General features: G+C 49.1%; 17 protein-coding genes. 9 read left to right on the top strand and 8 right to left on the bottom strand.

Annotated elements, in window-relative coordinates; all coding sequences use genetic code 11:
• The first annotated feature begins 55 nt into the window (after positions 1-55).
• From rsxD to GOU96_RS14205, 6 genes are all read left to right on the top strand, one after another.
• Positions 56-1,102 (top strand): electron transport complex subunit RsxD, encoded by a 1,047-nt coding sequence (gene rsxD / locus GOU96_RS14230; RefSeq protein ID WP_000863732.1) that lies wholly within the window; start codon positions 56-58, stop codon positions 1,100-1,102.
• 11 nt (positions 1,103-1,113) lie between these two features.
• Complete coding sequence (rsxG, locus tag GOU96_RS14225; RefSeq protein WP_000954368.1) at positions 1,114-1,743, top strand: electron transport complex subunit RsxG; 630 nt, start codon at positions 1,114-1,116, stop codon at positions 1,741-1,743.
• A gap of 1 nt (position 1,744) precedes the next feature.
• Positions 1,745-2,437 carry an electron transport complex subunit E gene (locus tag GOU96_RS14220; RefSeq protein ID WP_001293888.1) on the top strand — a complete coding sequence of 231 codons (693 nt, stop codon included), beginning with the start codon at positions 1,745-1,747 and terminating at the stop codon, positions 2,435-2,437.
• Between the two features lie 26 nt (positions 2,438-2,463).
• On the top strand, positions 2,464-3,105 hold the full coding sequence (gene nth / locus GOU96_RS14215) for an endonuclease III (protein ID WP_267782847.1): 642 nt from the start codon (positions 2,464-2,466) through the stop codon (positions 3,103-3,105).
• Positions 3,106-3,145: 40 nt separating this feature from the next.
• Positions 3,146-3,562 (top strand): lactoylglutathione lyase, encoded by a 417-nt coding sequence (gene gloA, locus GOU96_RS14210; RefSeq protein WP_000064966.1) that lies wholly within the window; start codon positions 3,146-3,148, stop codon positions 3,560-3,562.
• Positions 3,563-3,724: 162 nt separating this feature from the next.
• Positions 3,725-4,162 (top strand): DUF2753 domain-containing protein, encoded by a 438-nt coding sequence (locus tag GOU96_RS14205; protein WP_001021927.1) that lies wholly within the window; start codon positions 3,725-3,727, stop codon positions 4,160-4,162.
• Positions 4,163-4,210: 48 nt separating this feature from the next.
• On the opposite strand, the gene motY is transcribed toward GOU96_RS14205, so the two are convergent.
• Complete coding sequence (gene motY, locus GOU96_RS14200) at positions 4,211-5,095, bottom strand: flagellar protein MotY (RefSeq protein ID WP_042989218.1); 885 nt, start codon at positions 5,093-5,095, stop codon at positions 4,211-4,213.
• A 72-nt stretch (positions 5,096-5,167) separates the two neighbouring features.
• On the opposite strand from motY, the gene GOU96_RS14195 reads away from it, so the two are divergent.
• From GOU96_RS14195 to GOU96_RS14185, 3 genes are all read left to right on the top strand, one after another.
• Positions 5,168-5,299, top strand: coding sequence for a hypothetical protein (locus GOU96_RS14195; RefSeq protein ID WP_001172787.1), 132 nt, complete (start codon positions 5,168-5,170; stop codon positions 5,297-5,299).
• Positions 5,300-5,368: 69 nt separating this feature from the next.
• Complete coding sequence (rnt, locus tag GOU96_RS14190; protein ID WP_000130223.1) at positions 5,369-6,043, top strand: ribonuclease T; 675 nt, start codon at positions 5,369-5,371, stop codon at positions 6,041-6,043.
• 100 nt (positions 6,044-6,143) lie between these two features.
• Positions 6,144-7,469, top strand: coding sequence for a Na+/H+ antiporter family protein (locus tag GOU96_RS14185; RefSeq protein ID WP_001880817.1), 1,326 nt, complete (start codon positions 6,144-6,146; stop codon positions 7,467-7,469).
• A 127-nt stretch (positions 7,470-7,596) separates the two neighbouring features.
• Here the strand turns inward: GOU96_RS14185 and purF are convergent, their stop codons facing one another.
• From purF to GOU96_RS14150, 7 genes are all read right to left on the bottom strand, one after another.
• Complete coding sequence (gene purF / locus GOU96_RS14180; RefSeq protein ID WP_000334237.1) at positions 7,597-9,111, bottom strand: amidophosphoribosyltransferase; 1,515 nt, start codon at positions 9,109-9,111, stop codon at positions 7,597-7,599.
• Between the two features lie 32 nt (positions 9,112-9,143).
• Positions 9,144-9,635: a CvpA family protein gene (locus GOU96_RS14175; protein WP_001104251.1), complete on the bottom strand. Its 492-nt coding sequence runs from the start codon at positions 9,633-9,635 to the stop codon at positions 9,144-9,146.
• Between the two features lie 62 nt (positions 9,636-9,697).
• On the bottom strand, positions 9,698-10,294 hold the full coding sequence (locus GOU96_RS14170) for an SPOR domain-containing protein (protein ID WP_000157054.1): 597 nt from the start codon (positions 10,292-10,294) through the stop codon (positions 9,698-9,700).
• A complete protein-coding gene (gene folC / locus GOU96_RS14165) occupies positions 10,295-11,560 on the bottom strand; it encodes a bifunctional tetrahydrofolate synthase/dihydrofolate synthase (protein ID WP_000192375.1) in 1,266 nt (421 codons plus the stop codon). It abuts the gene before it with no gap.
• Positions 11,561-11,604: 44 nt separating this feature from the next.
• Complete coding sequence (accD, locus tag GOU96_RS14160) at positions 11,605-12,531, bottom strand: acetyl-CoA carboxylase, carboxyltransferase subunit beta (RefSeq protein ID WP_000118595.1); 927 nt, start codon at positions 12,529-12,531, stop codon at positions 11,605-11,607.
• 173 nt (positions 12,532-12,704) lie between these two features.
• On the bottom strand, positions 12,705-13,499 hold the full coding sequence (truA, locus tag GOU96_RS14155; RefSeq protein ID WP_001216996.1) for a tRNA pseudouridine(38-40) synthase TruA: 795 nt from the start codon (positions 13,497-13,499) through the stop codon (positions 12,705-12,707).
• Between the two features lie 121 nt (positions 13,500-13,620).
• On the bottom strand, positions 13,621-14,593 hold a 973-nt coding region (locus tag GOU96_RS14150), incomplete at its 5' end, for a FimV/HubP family polar landmark protein (RefSeq protein ID WP_324701986.1).

Here is a 14,593-nt window from a genome sequence, read left to right as displayed (position 1 = left end):
CACGGAAAGCCGCCCAACAATCATCATCTAATTTAAACGCTGAGGAGAAAGACTAGTGGCCTTCTTTATTGCTAGCTCCCCACATTTACGCAGTAAGCGCAGCACGGCTGACGTTATGCGTTGGGTATTAGCCTGCGCACTTCCCGGCCTGATCGCTCAGACCTACTTTTTTGGCTACGGCACACTGATCCAGTTACTGCTGGCCATCTCGGTCGCGGTGGCACTCGAAGCGGGCATTATGCTGCTGCGTAAACGATCACCAATCTCAGCACTGCGCGATTACAGTGCGGTGGTTACCGCATGGTTACTCGCGGTCGCTATCCCGCCCCTCTCACCCTGGTGGGTCGTCGTGATCGGTCTGATTTTTGCGATCGTGATTGCCAAACATTTGTATGGTGGACTTGGGCAAAACCCTTTTAACCCAGCGATGATCGCCTACGTAGTGTTGTTGATCTCCTTTCCGGTTCAGATGACCAGTTGGATGGCGCCCATTAAGTTAACCGCCGAACCAAGCTCACTGGTAGACTCGTTCTCACTGATCTTCGGCGGTTTTGACAGTGATGGTCTATCGCTACAGCAAATCCGTACGGGCATCGATGGCATTACCATGGCAACCCCGCTCGATGCGATCAAGACCTCGCTCAAAGCAGGACATACCATGAGTGAAACCTTGACCCAGCCTCAGTTTAGTGGCTTTGCGGGTATCGGTTGGGAATGGGTCAATATTGCCTATCTACTCGGTGGCCTGATTCTGCTGAAACTGCGTATTATCCGTTGGCACATTCCAATGGCAATGCTGGCAGGTTTGGTTTTCACAGCGTTACTGGCACAACTTTTTGCACCAGGAACAACCGCGTCCCCCATGATCCATCTACTCTCGGGCGCAACCATGCTGGGCGCATTTTTTATCGCGACCGATCCGGTCAGCGCCAGCACGACGGATAAAGGCCGCTTGATTTACGGTTTCTTCATCGGTGCAATGGTGTTTCTGATCCGTAGTTGGGGCGGCTTCCCTGATGGTGTCGCCTTTGCCGTACTGCTCGCCAACATGTGCGTACCGCTGATTGACTACTACACCAAACCGAGAACTTACGGACACTAAGAGCGCGACTTATGCTGACAGCAATTCGAAAAAATGGCCTGATTCTCGCCGTCTTTGCCTGTGTTTCAACGGGTTTGGTGGCGCTGACTTACGCCCTCACCGCAGAGCAAATTCAACAACAAGAGCAAAAGCAGCTACTGCAGGTTCTCAACCAAGTGATCCCACATAAGTATCACGATAACCCTCTGGCGCAAGCCTGTACTTTAGTCAATGATGACAAACTCGGTACAGCCAAAACCATGCATGCTTATCTGGCGCAACGTGACGGACAGCCCACAGCCATTGCGATTGAGACCATTGCCCCCGATGGTTATAACGGTGAAATAAAATTGATCGTCGGGATCGCCAATAACGGCACCGTACTTGGTGTGCGTGTACTTGCCCACCAAGAAACACCGGGGCTAGGTGATAAGATTGATTTACGCATCAGTAATTGGGTATTAGGCTTTAACGGCCAACAAGTCACCGCCGATAATCAGGATGACTGGAAAGTACGTAAAGATGGCGGTCAGTTTGACCAATTTACGGGTGCAACCATTACTCCTCGCGCTGTCGTACTGGCGGTCAAAAAAGCCGTGGAGTATGTCAACCAACATCAACAACAGCTGCACAATCAGCCGAATCCGTGTGAGGGTCAATAACATGAGTGAAAACCGAACTCTGATGTTAAATGGTATGTGGAACAACAACCCAGCCTTAGTGCAATTACTGGGATTGTGTCCGCTGCTCGCCGTTTCCTCCACCGTGACCAATGCCCTCGGATTAGGCATCGCTACGCTTCTTGTTCTCGTCGGCTCGAATGTCACCGTCTCTCTCGTGCGTGATTATGTGCCGAAAGAAGTCCGAATTCCGGTGTTCGTGATGATCATCGCTTCGCTGGTGACTTGCGTACAGTTACTGATGAACGCCTACGCTTACGGGCTTTATCTCTCGCTCGGCATTTTTATTCCGCTGATTGTGACCAACTGCATCATCATAGGTCGTGCTGAAGCGTTTGCTTCAAAAAATGATGTGCTCCCAGCCGCGTTAGACGGATTTTGGATGGGATTGGGGATGACCTCAGTACTGGTTGTGCTCGGATCACTGCGCGAAATCATCGGCAATGGCACGCTGTTCGATGGCGCGGACCTGCTACTCGGAGAATGGGCTAAAGTTCTACGCATCGAAGTGTTTCACTTTGACAGCGCCTTTTTGCTGGCACTGTTGCCCCCCGGAGCCTTCATCGGGGTGGGCTTTTTGATCGCCGCCAAAAGTGTGATTGATAAACAGATTGCCGCTCGCCAACCAAAACAACAAAAGCAAGCCATAGAGCGTGCACGCGTGACCAATGTCTAACCTGATCAAGGAAGCCAACCCGTCTAATGAATAACGCGAAACGGATTGAAATTTTAGAACGGCTGAGGGCTAACAACCCAAAACCCGAAACCGAATTAAACTGGAACTCCCCCTTTGAGTTGCTGATTGCGGTGCTGCTCTCCGCGCAAGCGACCGATGTCAGCGTCAACAAAGCCACCGATAAACTGTATGCAGTGGCCAATACGCTACAAGCCATGCTTGATCTAGGTGTTGATGGCGTCAAAGAGTACATAAAAACCATTGGTTTATTTAACTCTAAAGCCGAAAACGTCATCAAAACTTGCCGTATTTTGCTTGAAAAGCATCAAGGTGAAGTGCCGGAAGATCGTGAAGCATTAGAAGCGCTGCCTGGCGTTGGGCGTAAAACCGCCAATGTGGTGTTGAATACCGCCTTTGGCTGGCCGACTATTGCGGTCGATACGCACATCTTTCGCGTCTCCAATCGCACCAAATTTGCGGTCGGCAAAAACGTCGACGAAGTAGAGCACAAGCTACTCAAAGTCGTACCTAATGAGTTTAAACTCGATGTGCACCACTGGCTGATTCTGCATGGCCGTTACACCTGTGTCGCGCGCAAACCACGTTGTGGCAGTTGCATTATCGAAGATCTTTGTGAATTCAAAGATAAAGTGTACCCAGAAAGCTAATTTCCCAAAAAACCGTTATCCGGAAAGTAAGGAGCTCTTAATGTCCAACCATCGTATTTTGCACACCATGCTACGCGTCGGCGATTTGGATAAATCGATCGAATTCTATACTCAAGTAATGGGTATGAGCCTGCTGCGCAAAAATGAGAATACTGAGTACAAATACACCCTCGCCTTCTTAGGTTATGGTGATGAATCCCAAGGTGCGGTCATTGAACTGACCTACAACTGGGGCGTGGCGGACTATGAGAAAGGCAACGCATACGGCCATATCGCGATTGGGGTTGATGATATTTATGCGACTTGCGATACCATCAAAGCAGCGGGAGGCATTGTAACCCGTGAACCAGGCCCAGTGAAAGGCGGGACAACTCACATCGCTTTCGTGAAAGACCCTGATGGTTACATGATTGAGCTTATCCAAAACAAGCAAGCCCATGCAGGTCTTGAAGGCTAATCGCCGATTCTGATGCATGATGCCGTCTTATGGACGGCATTTTTTTGCACGCTGTTCTTTCACCCTTTCTCTGCAATGCGTAATTCCCACACAATTCCTGCCATTTACATGATAATAATTATCAATTAATCTGAGGCAACAGATAATCAAGGAGAAGGTGTGATGAATATAAAAGAGTGGGAAAGGCATACCCTATTAGCCGATATCGCTATGCAGGAGTCAGACCACCTGCGCAGCATTCTTCACTATCAACAAGCGCTCACCGTCAGCCAACAGTTGGATGAAAGTGAAGAGATTGACATGGAAGATCGCATGATGATCTCGGTTATCTCTTGTCATAACATGGCCAAGTTTTGGCGCACCATGGGCGATAACCAATACGAGCTTAAATACCTACAACTAGCCTCAGAGCGCGTCCTCACGCTGATCCCTCAGTGCCATAAGCCAGGCTGTGAAGCTTTTGTTGACTCTTTAGGCTGCTGTCGTAAAGCGCTGCTCGATTTTATGAAGCGCCACCCCAATCCAGAGATCGCACGCATGGTGCAACATATAGATACCGCCTCGAAATGCGAGATTATTGCTCAATTTCGCCTCAATTAACGGTATCACCCAACCAATGCGCTCTCCCAATTCAGGTGTGGCTCGCTATCACACCTGAGTGCGGCCTAGTGAAATCACCACGCGGCGGTTTTTGTCTTTACCAATCGGCGAAGCGTTATCGGCAATCGGCCGACGTTTGCCATAGCCCTGCACTTGAATGCGATCTTCCGGCAACCCGATCGATTTAAAGTATTCGCGCAGTACCTCAGCCCGTTGTTCCGATAGATTTTGGCTATTGTTATTGGTGTCTGTTGAATCGGTATAGGTGGAAACCAGCACTAAATCAATATCTTGGTTATAGCGTACATATTCAGCGATCTGTGCCAAACGCTTTTGTGACGCTTTATTCAACTCAACACTGGTGCCTTGGTCGTAGTGTAAAATCGTAAACGAGATGTCTTCAAAGCTGTAAGGCAATAGCTTAGAAATACAGTCACTAAACTCATTGTAGGGTTGCTGAAACAGCACTGAAGAGAGCGCAACCTCAATACGTTGATCGCGGCTTTGCCAATCTTGATAACTGAAGGTCGGGTAGCGCCCCTTTTCCAGTTCACTGAGTAACGACCACGCGGTCTGTCCACCAATATAACCATCAAACTGTTTGAAAAACTGCAGATTCGTGATGCGATCTGCGCCTTCCCCCGGCCGCCAAACCGGAGGCATAGAGACTAGGCTGACATTGCGGGTATCCCCCATTGGGCGACGCATTTTTAATTCAAAGTCGAGATTGATTTTCTTGCCAGCGCGAGACGAAAACTCGGCGTCACCATAGTTGGGGATCGGGTGCACAAGGCGGCATTCCAACGGAGTATTGGTTGCCATTTGCCACGTAGACTGTTGTGGTGTTGCCACATAACGCACTTCCAACGCCGAAGCGACAGACGCTGATAACGTGCTCATGGCAAACAAACTTGTGATAACCCATTTATTCATAAATACTTTTTCTCACTACTGATACTGCATGCTCAGGCGATAATTTGCCGCCTGCGAGACTTGGTGGAGATGATGCAAAAATCTAGCCAGCACGATACTGGCATGACGGTTCCCAAACAACTTGGTTACCGCAAAACAGCCGTGAATGCATTCCTTTCAACCTTATCGCTTCTCTTTATTGAACAATTAATTGCCGCGATTTAGATAAGCTAGGTTTTGCTCCACCGCAGAATCTGCAATAATGCCAGCCTTATCACACAATTTAGAACCCGCATGACTGATAAAAATGACGCGCTAACCTTGAAAAAACGCTTTCGTGGCTATTTTCCTGTGGTTATCGATGTAGAGACCGCAGGATTCAATGCGCAAACCGATGCGCTTTTAGAAATTTGTGCTGTCACCTTGAGTATGGATGAAAACGGCGATTTACACCCAGCAAGTACTATCCATTTTCATGTCGAACCCTTTGAAGGCGCGAATCTCGAAAAAGCCGCACTAGAATTTACTGGCATTTACGATCCGTTTAGCCCACTACGGGGGGCGGTGAGTGAAGATCATGCATTAAAAGAGATTTACAAACTGGTTCGCAAAGAGCAAAAAGCCGCAGATTGCAGTCGCGCCATTATTGTGGCGCATAACGCGCATTTCGATCACAGTTTCGTGATGGCAGCGAGCGAACGTTGTAAATTAAAACGTGTTCCTTTCCATCCCTTTGCCACGTTTGACACGGCAACGCTAAGTGGTCTTGCTTTCGGGCAGACCGTGCTGGCTAAAGCCTGTAAAACTGCTGGGATGGAATTTGACAATCGCGAGGCACATTCCGCCTTGTACGATACCCAAAAAACTGCAGAGCTGTTCTGCACCATTGTCAACCAGTGGAAAGCTTTAGGTGGCTGGCCATTGGTCAATGATGATGAGGACAATAACAACGATGCCGATTTAGATTGAAGCTCGTTCTACCCATGGACCGCTTTAACCAATCAGGCCCATCCCTACCCTTCTTGCTTCTTCAAGTAGGCTGGGGATACAAAACATCCCGAGAAAAAATATGAATCCAGTAGTCATTTCCGTTTGTGTCATGCTGCTGCTAGCCCTGATGCGGGTGAACGTCGTGGTTGCTTTGACGTTCAGTGCCGTGGTCGGTGGTTTAGTCGCTGGTATGAGTTTGAATGAAACCGTTGCCGCGTTTGAAAGCGGTTTGGGTGGTGGTGCTACGATCGCCCTGAGTTACGCCATGCTTGGCACCTTTGCAGTGGCCATTTCGAAATCGGGGATCACCGATTTACTGGCGCAGAGTGTAATTCGTCGCATTCACGGCCAAGAAAGTCACGCAGCATCAACCGGGTTAAAATACCTCGTACTCATCTCTTTACTGCTGATGGCGATGGCCTCACAAAACGTCATCCCCGTCCACATTGCGTTTATCCCCATTTTGATCCCGCCGCTCCTGAGTGTCTTTGCTAAGCTGAAACTCGACCGTCGCTTAGTCGCCTGCGTCCTCACTTTTGGCTTGATCACACCTTACATGGTGCTTCCTGTCGGTTTTGGGGGCATTTTCCTCAACAACATTTTGCTAAAAAACCTGCATGAAAATGGTTTGGAAAGCATCACCGCAAGCCAAGTTCCCACGGCGATGATTTTGCCCGCTGCCGGGATGATTTTTGGTCTGTTGCTGGCGGTACTTTTTAGCTATCGCAAACCTCGTGAGTATCAAGAAACGGAATTGACCGTAGTGCAACAAGAAAGCTCGTCGATCAATAAACAGCATATTGCGATTGCGGGTGTCGGCATTGTGGCTGCATTAGCGGTGCAATTGTTGACGGGGTCTATGATCATTGGCGCACTAGCAGGCTTTATGGTATTCACTTTTGGGGGCGTGATTGCGTGGAAAGAGACGCATGATGTGTTCACAAGAGGCGTGCATATGATGGCGATGATTGGCTTTATCATGATTTCTGCGGCCGGTTTTGCCGCAGTGATGAAAGCCACTGGCGGCGTTGAAACGCTGGTCACTTCGCTTTCCACCAGCATTGGTGACAATAAAGCTCTAGCAGCTCTGCTGATGTTAGTCGTAGGTTTGTTGGTGACTATGGGCATCGGCTCGTCATTCTCAACCATTCCGATCATCGCGACCATCTATGTGCCGCTGTGTCTTTCGTTTGGTTTTTCCCCAATGGCCACCGTTGCTCTGGTCGGTACCGCCGCTGCGTTAGGAGATGCAGGATCTCCTGCGTCCGATTCAACCTTAGGCCCAACATCCGGCCTCAATGCGGATGGTCAGCACGAGCATATTTGGGAAACCGTTGTGCCAACCTTTATTCACTACAATCTGCCACTCATCGTATTCGGTTGGATTGCCGCCATGGTGCTGTAACCTCCGCTAACCGAGAGTCCAACCATCACCTCATCCCCTCACCAAAGCGTAGCGGTCGTGAGGGGGATAACGAAAAAGGCTTCCCGCAGGAAGCCTTTTTGATGATTATCCGAACCCGTTTGTTTGCTTAAGCACCTTCGTTATGCAGCTCAAGGTTAGCCAGATCTTGTTGAATTTCACGCTGCACTTTCGCGTCATCACTGCGCATCGACTCGAGAAAATCTAAGTACTGCTGATCGATGTCACCCGTCACGTATTCGCCATTAAAGACCGAAGCTTCAAACTTGACGATATCAGGGTTGCCACAGCGAACCGCTTCCACCAAATCCTCTAAAGTTTGGAATATCAAGGCATCGGCACCAATCTGCTTACAGATAGCATCGTTATCACGACCATGAGCAATCAGCTCATTGGCACTTGGCATATCAATACCATACACGTTCGGGAAGCGAATCTCAGGGGCAGCAGAGACGATGTAGACTTTCTTCGCCCCAGAATCACGAGCCATCTCAATGATCTGCTCTGAGGTAGTGCCACGCACGATAGAATCATCCACCAGTAGTACGTTTTTATCTTTAAACTCTGAGCGAATCGCATTGAGTTTACGGCGTACCGATTTCTTACGTTGCTGCTGACCCGGCATGATAAAGGTTCGGCCAACATAGCGGTTTTTAACAAAGCCTTGGCGATATGGTTTATCAATCGCCTGTGCAATTTGTAGGGCGATATCACAAGAGGTTTCGGGAATCGGGATGACTACATCGATATCAAGATCGCTGTAATCGTTTTTGATGCGCTCACCTAAACGCTTCCCCATCTCTACACGAGCGCTGTAAACGGAAATCTTGTCGATAAACGAATCAGGGCGCGCAAAGTAGACAAATTCAAAGATGCATGGGTTGAGTGCTGGATTATCGGCACACTGTTTGGTGTAGAGCTCACCGTCGAAAGTGGCATAAATCGCTTCACCGGGCGCGACATCTCGCACGAAGTCGAACCCAACCGCATCCAGTGCGACCGATTCGGAGGCGACCATATATTCGAGCTGACCATTAACTTCACGCTTACCGAGACACAATGGGCGAATACCGTGTGGGTCACGAAACGCAATCATACCGTGACCAATGATCATCGCCGCCACCGCATAAGCACCACGAATGGTACGGTGAACATTGCTGATTGCACGGAACACATCTTCGGCGGTGACATTGCCCTTTACGGTATCAATTTCATGAGCCAGGACGTTGAGCAACACCTCTGAATCCGAAGTGGTATTCACATGGCGACGGTCTTTTTCAAACAGCTTTTGACGCACTTGGTTCGCGTTGGTCAGATTACCGTTGTGAGCAAGTGTGATACCGAAAGGAGAGTTGACATAGAAAGGTTGAGCTTCTGAGGCGCTAGAGCTACCTGCGGTGGGGTAACGCACATGGCCGATCCCGACGTTGCCTTGCAGGCGTTGCATGTGTTTCGCTTCAAAGACATCCCTGACTAATCCGTTTGCCTTACGCAGACGAAAACGATTGCTTTCTATGGTACAAATACCCGCGGCATCTTGGCCACGATGCTGCAAGACCGTCAAAGCGTCATAAATTGACTGGTTTACAGGCGTTGTACCCACGATTCCAACAATACCACACATGTCCTAATCCTCGATTTCAACCGTCTCAGGCGCTAAATCGCGCCAGAGAGAAAACTTGATGTTGCTTTTAGGTGTTCAAAGAACGGAGCAATAACGCGACTGAATTCAGGCACTAGCTGCGAGCTTTTCCACCACTCTGTGTTTGGAAATGCGGTAAACGCATCCATGAAGAACAGACCTGCTGCGACAATCAACACTCCACGTAGTGCACCAAACACCACACCGAGAATTCTGTCGGTTCCTGAGAGTCCTGTTTTTTCGACCAGTTGGGCAATCACGTAGTTAACGATAGCACCGACGATCAATGTCGCCACAAACAGAGCCGCAATCGCCGCTCCATTGCGAAACATGTCATCTTTAATGTTGGTGAAATACACCGCCAGTTTGGCGTAGTACTCCGAAGCGATATAAAACGCCCCAAACCAAATCACTAAAGACAGGGCTTCTTTGGCAAAGCCGCGAACAAGACTGATCAGCGCAGACAAGCCGATCACACTTAAAATGACAATATCTAACCAGTTCATGAGTTCTTACATCTTAAGTTGGCGCGCATTTTAACAGAAAAAAACGCGACGCAAACGTTTTCTTATGGGTTTAGTGGTTTAAATTTGAGCAATTGACCTTTAGCACCGGTAATTTTTTCTAATTCCACGAGTTGGGTTTCTAACTTAGATTTTGAAACATCAGGACCAATAATCACTCGGGTGAAATCATTCTCTTGTTTGACATGCGCTTGGTAACCACGCTTTTGTAAGTCAGCCACGAGATTGCGTGCATTATCGGCATTTTTCAGTGCCACTAACTGAATGATCCACGCGGAATCTTGGTATTCATTCGTTTCTGGAACCTCAGTGACCATCACGGGCACAGGCTGCTCTGCTGCCACTTTGACTGGCGCACTGTTTTTCACCACCGTCGGCGTTACTGGTGCAACACTGGCTTGATTATCCTGCCCCGTCTGAGTGACGGAAACCGGCGCTTCAGGTAAGGCAATGTCATCTTGCACCGGATCCAGCACTTCAAACTTTTCTACCTCGCCTTCCGGCTGCGGTTTAATTGGGACGCTGGCAATCTCTTCTTTAAAATGCGTTTTCTTACCATCAAGCACATCGGGCAGCACAATCACGCCGATGGCGACCAACACTATGGTGCCAACTAAACGGCTTTGAAATTTACTGGCCATTTATTCCCCTCTCTTTTGCCAATGTTCAAGCACTTCACCTACCGTATGGAAAGAGCCCGCAACTACAATGACATCTTGTGCCCCAGCCTGTGTCAACGCGGCTTCAAATGCCGACACAGGATTGGCATATTGAGTAATATCCGCAGGTAAATACTGACAGAGCTGCGCCGCGGTAGCCGCACGAGGGCCAGACAACGAAGCGGGATACCAATGCGTCACCGCCGGGCTTAACTCGACCACCGTTGAAGCAATATCTTTATCATGCAACATCCCAAACACCAGATGAATGGTGCGCTCTGGGTAGCGTTGTGTCAGTTGCTGAACCAGATAATGGGCTGAGTGCGGGTTATGTGCGACATCAAGCACTATCGTAGGTTGATGGCTAATCACCTGCATTCGTCCCGCTAATTGGGCATTCCGTAGCCCATCCACGATATTAATATCGCTGATGGCAAGCCCAGAGCAACCCAGCGCCATTAAAGCCGTTGCCGCATTCGGTAACGGCAGAGATGGGATAGGAAGATCGGTCAATTCAAAGCGGCCACTACGCCAATTCCAAGTCGTTGCTGAGGTTTTCTCATAACTAAATTGGATTTCCACCTGATGCAGTTTAGCGCCGATATCATCGGCATGCGCAGCAACGGTTGCGGGTGGCTTAGGCTGCCCACAAATCGCAGGCTTTCCTGAACGAAAGATGCCCGCTTTCTCATAACCAATCACAGCGATGTCATTGCCAAGCCAATCGGTATGATCGAGCGCTAAGCTGGTGATAACACTGACATCGTGATCAACAACGTTGGTCGCATCTAAACGGCCACCCAACCCAACTTCAAGCAGCAAGACATCGACTTTCTGCTGCTCAAAAAGATAAAGAGCGGCGAGTGTACCGAATTCAAATAGGCTTAAGCTTATGTCACCTCGCTCTTGCTCAATATGCGCAAACGCTTGGGTGTGCATCTCATCGGCAAGATCTTGGCCATTGATGCGTACACGCTCGTTATAGCGAATCAAGTGCGGAGAACTGTACACGCCAACGGAATAACCCGCTTGCAGTAGAATCGCTTCCATTAATGCACAGGTGGAACCTTTACCATTGGTGCCCGCCACCGTGATAACGGTGGGCGCTGGTTTGGTGAGTTTGGCTTTTTGAGCGACGGCTTGAACACGTTCTAGGCCGAGATCAATGGCGGAAGTGTGTATGTGGGCTAAATAATCAAGCCACACCGCGAGTGGAGATGTGGCTTGAGGAACAGGCTTTTGAGTCATCTAACGTACAACCATAGAATCCGTTGGTTTAGTTAGCGCTTACTTTACCCTTTTTTATTGGCTTCTGGTACCGCATAAGGCGCTTCATTTGGCGCGTCGTTCACAGAAACTACGAGAGGAGACACTTGGCCAGTCATTTTCGCCAGTAAGCTAGCGACACGCTGACGCATATCTCGGCGATCAACGATCATATCAATCGCACCATGCTCTAGCAGGAACTCACTGCGTTGGAAACCTTCCGGAAGCTCTTCACGTACGGTTTGCTCAATAACGCGACGACCAGCAAAACCGATCAATGCTTTGGGCTCACCGATATTAATATCGCCCAGCATCGCCAAACTCGCTGACACCCCGCCCATGGTTGGGTCGGTCATCACGGAAATGAAAGGCAAGCCTTTATCCGATAAACGCTCTAGTGCGGCACTGGTTTTGGCCATTTGCATCAGAGACATTAATGCCTCTTGCATACGAGCACCGCCGCTGGCAGAGAAACAGATTAATCCGCAGTTGTGTTCAATGGCCGCTTCAACCGCACGCACAAAACGAGCACCAACCACAGAACCCATTGAGCCGCCCATAAAAGAGAACTCAAAGGCACACGCCACGACAGGAACACCAAGCACGGCACCTTTCATGACTACCAGAGCATCCTTCTCACCACTGGCTTTTTGCGCCGCAGCAAGACGCTCTTTGTAGCGTTTAGAATCTTTAAATTTCAGTTTGTCTTGTGGCTCGAGCTCTTCACCCAGCTCAACACGCTCACCTTGATCCAGAAACGTTTCCAAACGGCGGCGTGCTTTCATGCGCATGTGATGATCACACTTAGGACAAACTTCTAGGTTACGCTCCAACTCCGCGTAATAAAGCACTTGTTCACACGATGTACATTTAGTCCAAACGCCTTCTGGGATAGAGGCTTTGCGTGAACTGACGATGTTGCTTTTCTCTAAAATCTTTTCGAGCCAACTCATGGAAGACCTTTTACTCTCAATCTCCCGCCATCAGCAGGAGAGATAAATTCGACAAAAAATGCGTGTGGATTAAAACACAGAAAATGCCAACTGTAGACAAAAAACTGGTTGTACCTATTTCTACGCTTTAGCCAAAGCACAATATTGTTTATTTTTGAGTCAATTACTAGCTGTTAGTTCAAATTATCAGGCAAGAAAAGTGGCCCAATTGGCATTTCGGGCAACCCAAAATGCGCAGGGTAATCGACAGAAACCAAGTAGAGCCCTTCCGCTTTGGCCGTCGCCGCCGCTAAGGTGCGATCTTTTTGTGCCAATAACCATTGAATCCACTCTGGCTTCTGCTCACCACGCCCGACGGCTATCAAGCTACCCGTGATATTGCGTACCATATGATGCACGAACGCATTCGCTTTAATATCAATCACCACATAACGACTATGACGCGTCACATTCAGATGCATGACGTTACGCCAAGGACTACGGGACTGACAATGCACCGCACGAAATGAGGTGAAATCATTTTCCCCCAGCAAGTACTGCCCTGCTTGCTGCATTTTTTCAACATCCAGCTCGCCGTGGTAATGGCTGACACCAGAATTCAAAATCCCCGGGCGATAAACATGGTTGTAAATGACATAACGATAACGGCGTGCAGTGGCACTGAATCGTGCATGAAATTCATCAGGAACCGCCATCGCCCAGCGTACTGCAATATCCTTCGGCAAATTCGCGTTGGCGCCCATGGTCCAAGCGACCATCTGCCGTTCGGCGGTGGTATCAAAGTGCACCACTTGCCCAGTACCATGTACCCCCGCATCAGTTCGCCCAGCACACTGCACTTCCACTGGATGGTTGGCAATCTTACTCAGCGCCTTTTCTAACGCTTCTTGGACACTTTTGACTTCTCTCTGGCGCTGCCAACCGTAGTAGTGAGTCCCGTCATACTCAATACCTAACGCGATTCTCATGCTGTTTGTCTCAATAAAAATGGGTCGGGAAGTATAAACAGTTTGCCAGTAAATTTCTAATCACCACAAAAGTAAAAGGCAGCTAAGCTGCCTTTTAAAGTGTCGAGAGAATCAGAGGGAGCTACACTCGCCCATTCAGCACATCGATCAGCCGTTTAGCTTGTTGGCGAATCTCATCATCGCCGTCAACAATCGCCTCTTCGAGCAGTTTAATCGCCCCTTTCTCATCGTTCATTTCAATGTAGATTTTGGCCAAATCCAGCTTACCAGCTGCTTCCGCACCACTATCCACATCAATATCTCGAATATCACCAATCACATCAGGAAACTCATCCAGACCCACATCAAGCTTAAGCTCCTCTTCATCAGGGTTTAAGCCTTGCTCTTCCGATTCTACCTGTGCCATGAGCTCGTCGATGGTCATGTAGCCATCACGCTGTGGGTCGAAATCCAGCAAATCCTCTTGCGATCCCCAGTTTTCAGGCTTCGCTTGCGGCTCCGGTGTTTCACTCGCCCAAATCGCTTGCTCATCCTCAGGTACATCATCCGGCAACTGCGCTTGCTGATCTTGGGTTAGGTGGAAACCATTCCAATCTTCGCCGCCCATTTGCAACATGGCATCAATATCCATGCCCGCGCTATCAATCGTTTTAGCATCAAGTGGACGATCAAAGCTAAACGGTTTTTCACCATCGGGATTATCACTCAGCCAATCGTGCAGCGCTTCTTCATCAAATGCCTTGTTAGCCAAAGATTGTGTCGGTGGCACATCTTGAGTCGCGCCCAAAAGTTCAGGCTGAACCTCGTCTACTGCGCTTTCAACACTGGTCAGTAAATCCTCATCGGCAACCAGCGTATCACTTTCTGTCTCTTGTGCTAGCGTTTCTGTCCCATCACCGAGCTCTGGCTCAACTTCTGATTCAACGGAGGGCTCTAACTGCGCATCCGCCAAGGCATCCTCTTCGGTGTACTCGGGCAAATCAAGCTCATTAAGCTCGGTAAAGGCTTCTTCCTCTTCGAGATCGCTTGCCAGATCAAGCTCGGGTTCAACTTCCGATTCTGCGACAGGCTCTAACTGCGCATCCGCCAAAGCG

The organism is Vibrio sp. R-1, from assembly GCF_035615595.1.
GTDB lineage: Bacteria > Pseudomonadota > Gammaproteobacteria > Enterobacterales > Vibrionaceae > Vibrio > Vibrio cholerae.
Note: the sequence above shows the minus strand (reverse complement) of the source record. Positions and strands in the feature narration are given on the sequence as shown.

Coding starts and splice junctions, on each gene's coding strand:
- rsxG (WP_000954368.1), top strand. CDS start 1,114: ATGCTGACAGCAATTCGAAAAAATGGCCTGATTCTCGCCGTCTTTGCC.
- GOU96_RS14220 (WP_001293888.1), top strand. CDS start 1,745: ATGAGTGAAAACCGAACTCTGATGTTAAATGGTATGTGGAACAACAAC.
- nth (WP_267782847.1), top strand. CDS start 2,464: ATGAATAACGCGAAACGGATTGAAATTTTAGAACGGCTGAGGGCTAAC.
- gloA (WP_000064966.1), top strand. CDS start 3,146: ATGTCCAACCATCGTATTTTGCACACCATGCTACGCGTCGGCGATTTG.
- GOU96_RS14205 (WP_001021927.1), top strand. CDS start 3,725: ATGAATATAAAAGAGTGGGAAAGGCATACCCTATTAGCCGATATCGCT.
- motY (WP_042989218.1), bottom strand. CDS start 5,095: ATGAATAAATGGGTTATCACAAGTTTGTTTGCCATGAGCACGTTATCA.
- GOU96_RS14195 (WP_001172787.1), top strand. CDS start 5,168: ATGCAAAAATCTAGCCAGCACGATACTGGCATGACGGTTCCCAAACAA.
- rnt (WP_000130223.1), top strand. CDS start 5,369: ATGACTGATAAAAATGACGCGCTAACCTTGAAAAAACGCTTTCGTGGC.
- GOU96_RS14185 (WP_001880817.1), top strand. CDS start 6,144: ATGAATCCAGTAGTCATTTCCGTTTGTGTCATGCTGCTGCTAGCCCTG.
- purF (WP_000334237.1), bottom strand. CDS start 9,111: ATGTGTGGTATTGTTGGAATCGTGGGTACAACGCCTGTAAACCAGTCA.
- GOU96_RS14175 (WP_001104251.1), bottom strand. CDS start 9,635: ATGAACTGGTTAGATATTGTCATTTTAAGTGTGATCGGCTTGTCTGCG.
- GOU96_RS14170 (WP_000157054.1), bottom strand. CDS start 10,294: ATGGCCAGTAAATTTCAAAGCCGTTTAGTTGGCACCATAGTGTTGGTC.
- folC (WP_000192375.1), bottom strand. CDS start 11,560: ATGACTCAAAAGCCTGTTCCTCAAGCCACATCTCCACTCGCGGTGTGG.
- accD (WP_000118595.1), bottom strand. CDS start 12,531: ATGAGTTGGCTCGAAAAGATTTTAGAGAAAAGCAACATCGTCAGTTCA.
- truA (WP_001216996.1), bottom strand. CDS start 13,499: ATGAGAATCGCGTTAGGTATTGAGTATGACGGGACTCACTACTACGGT.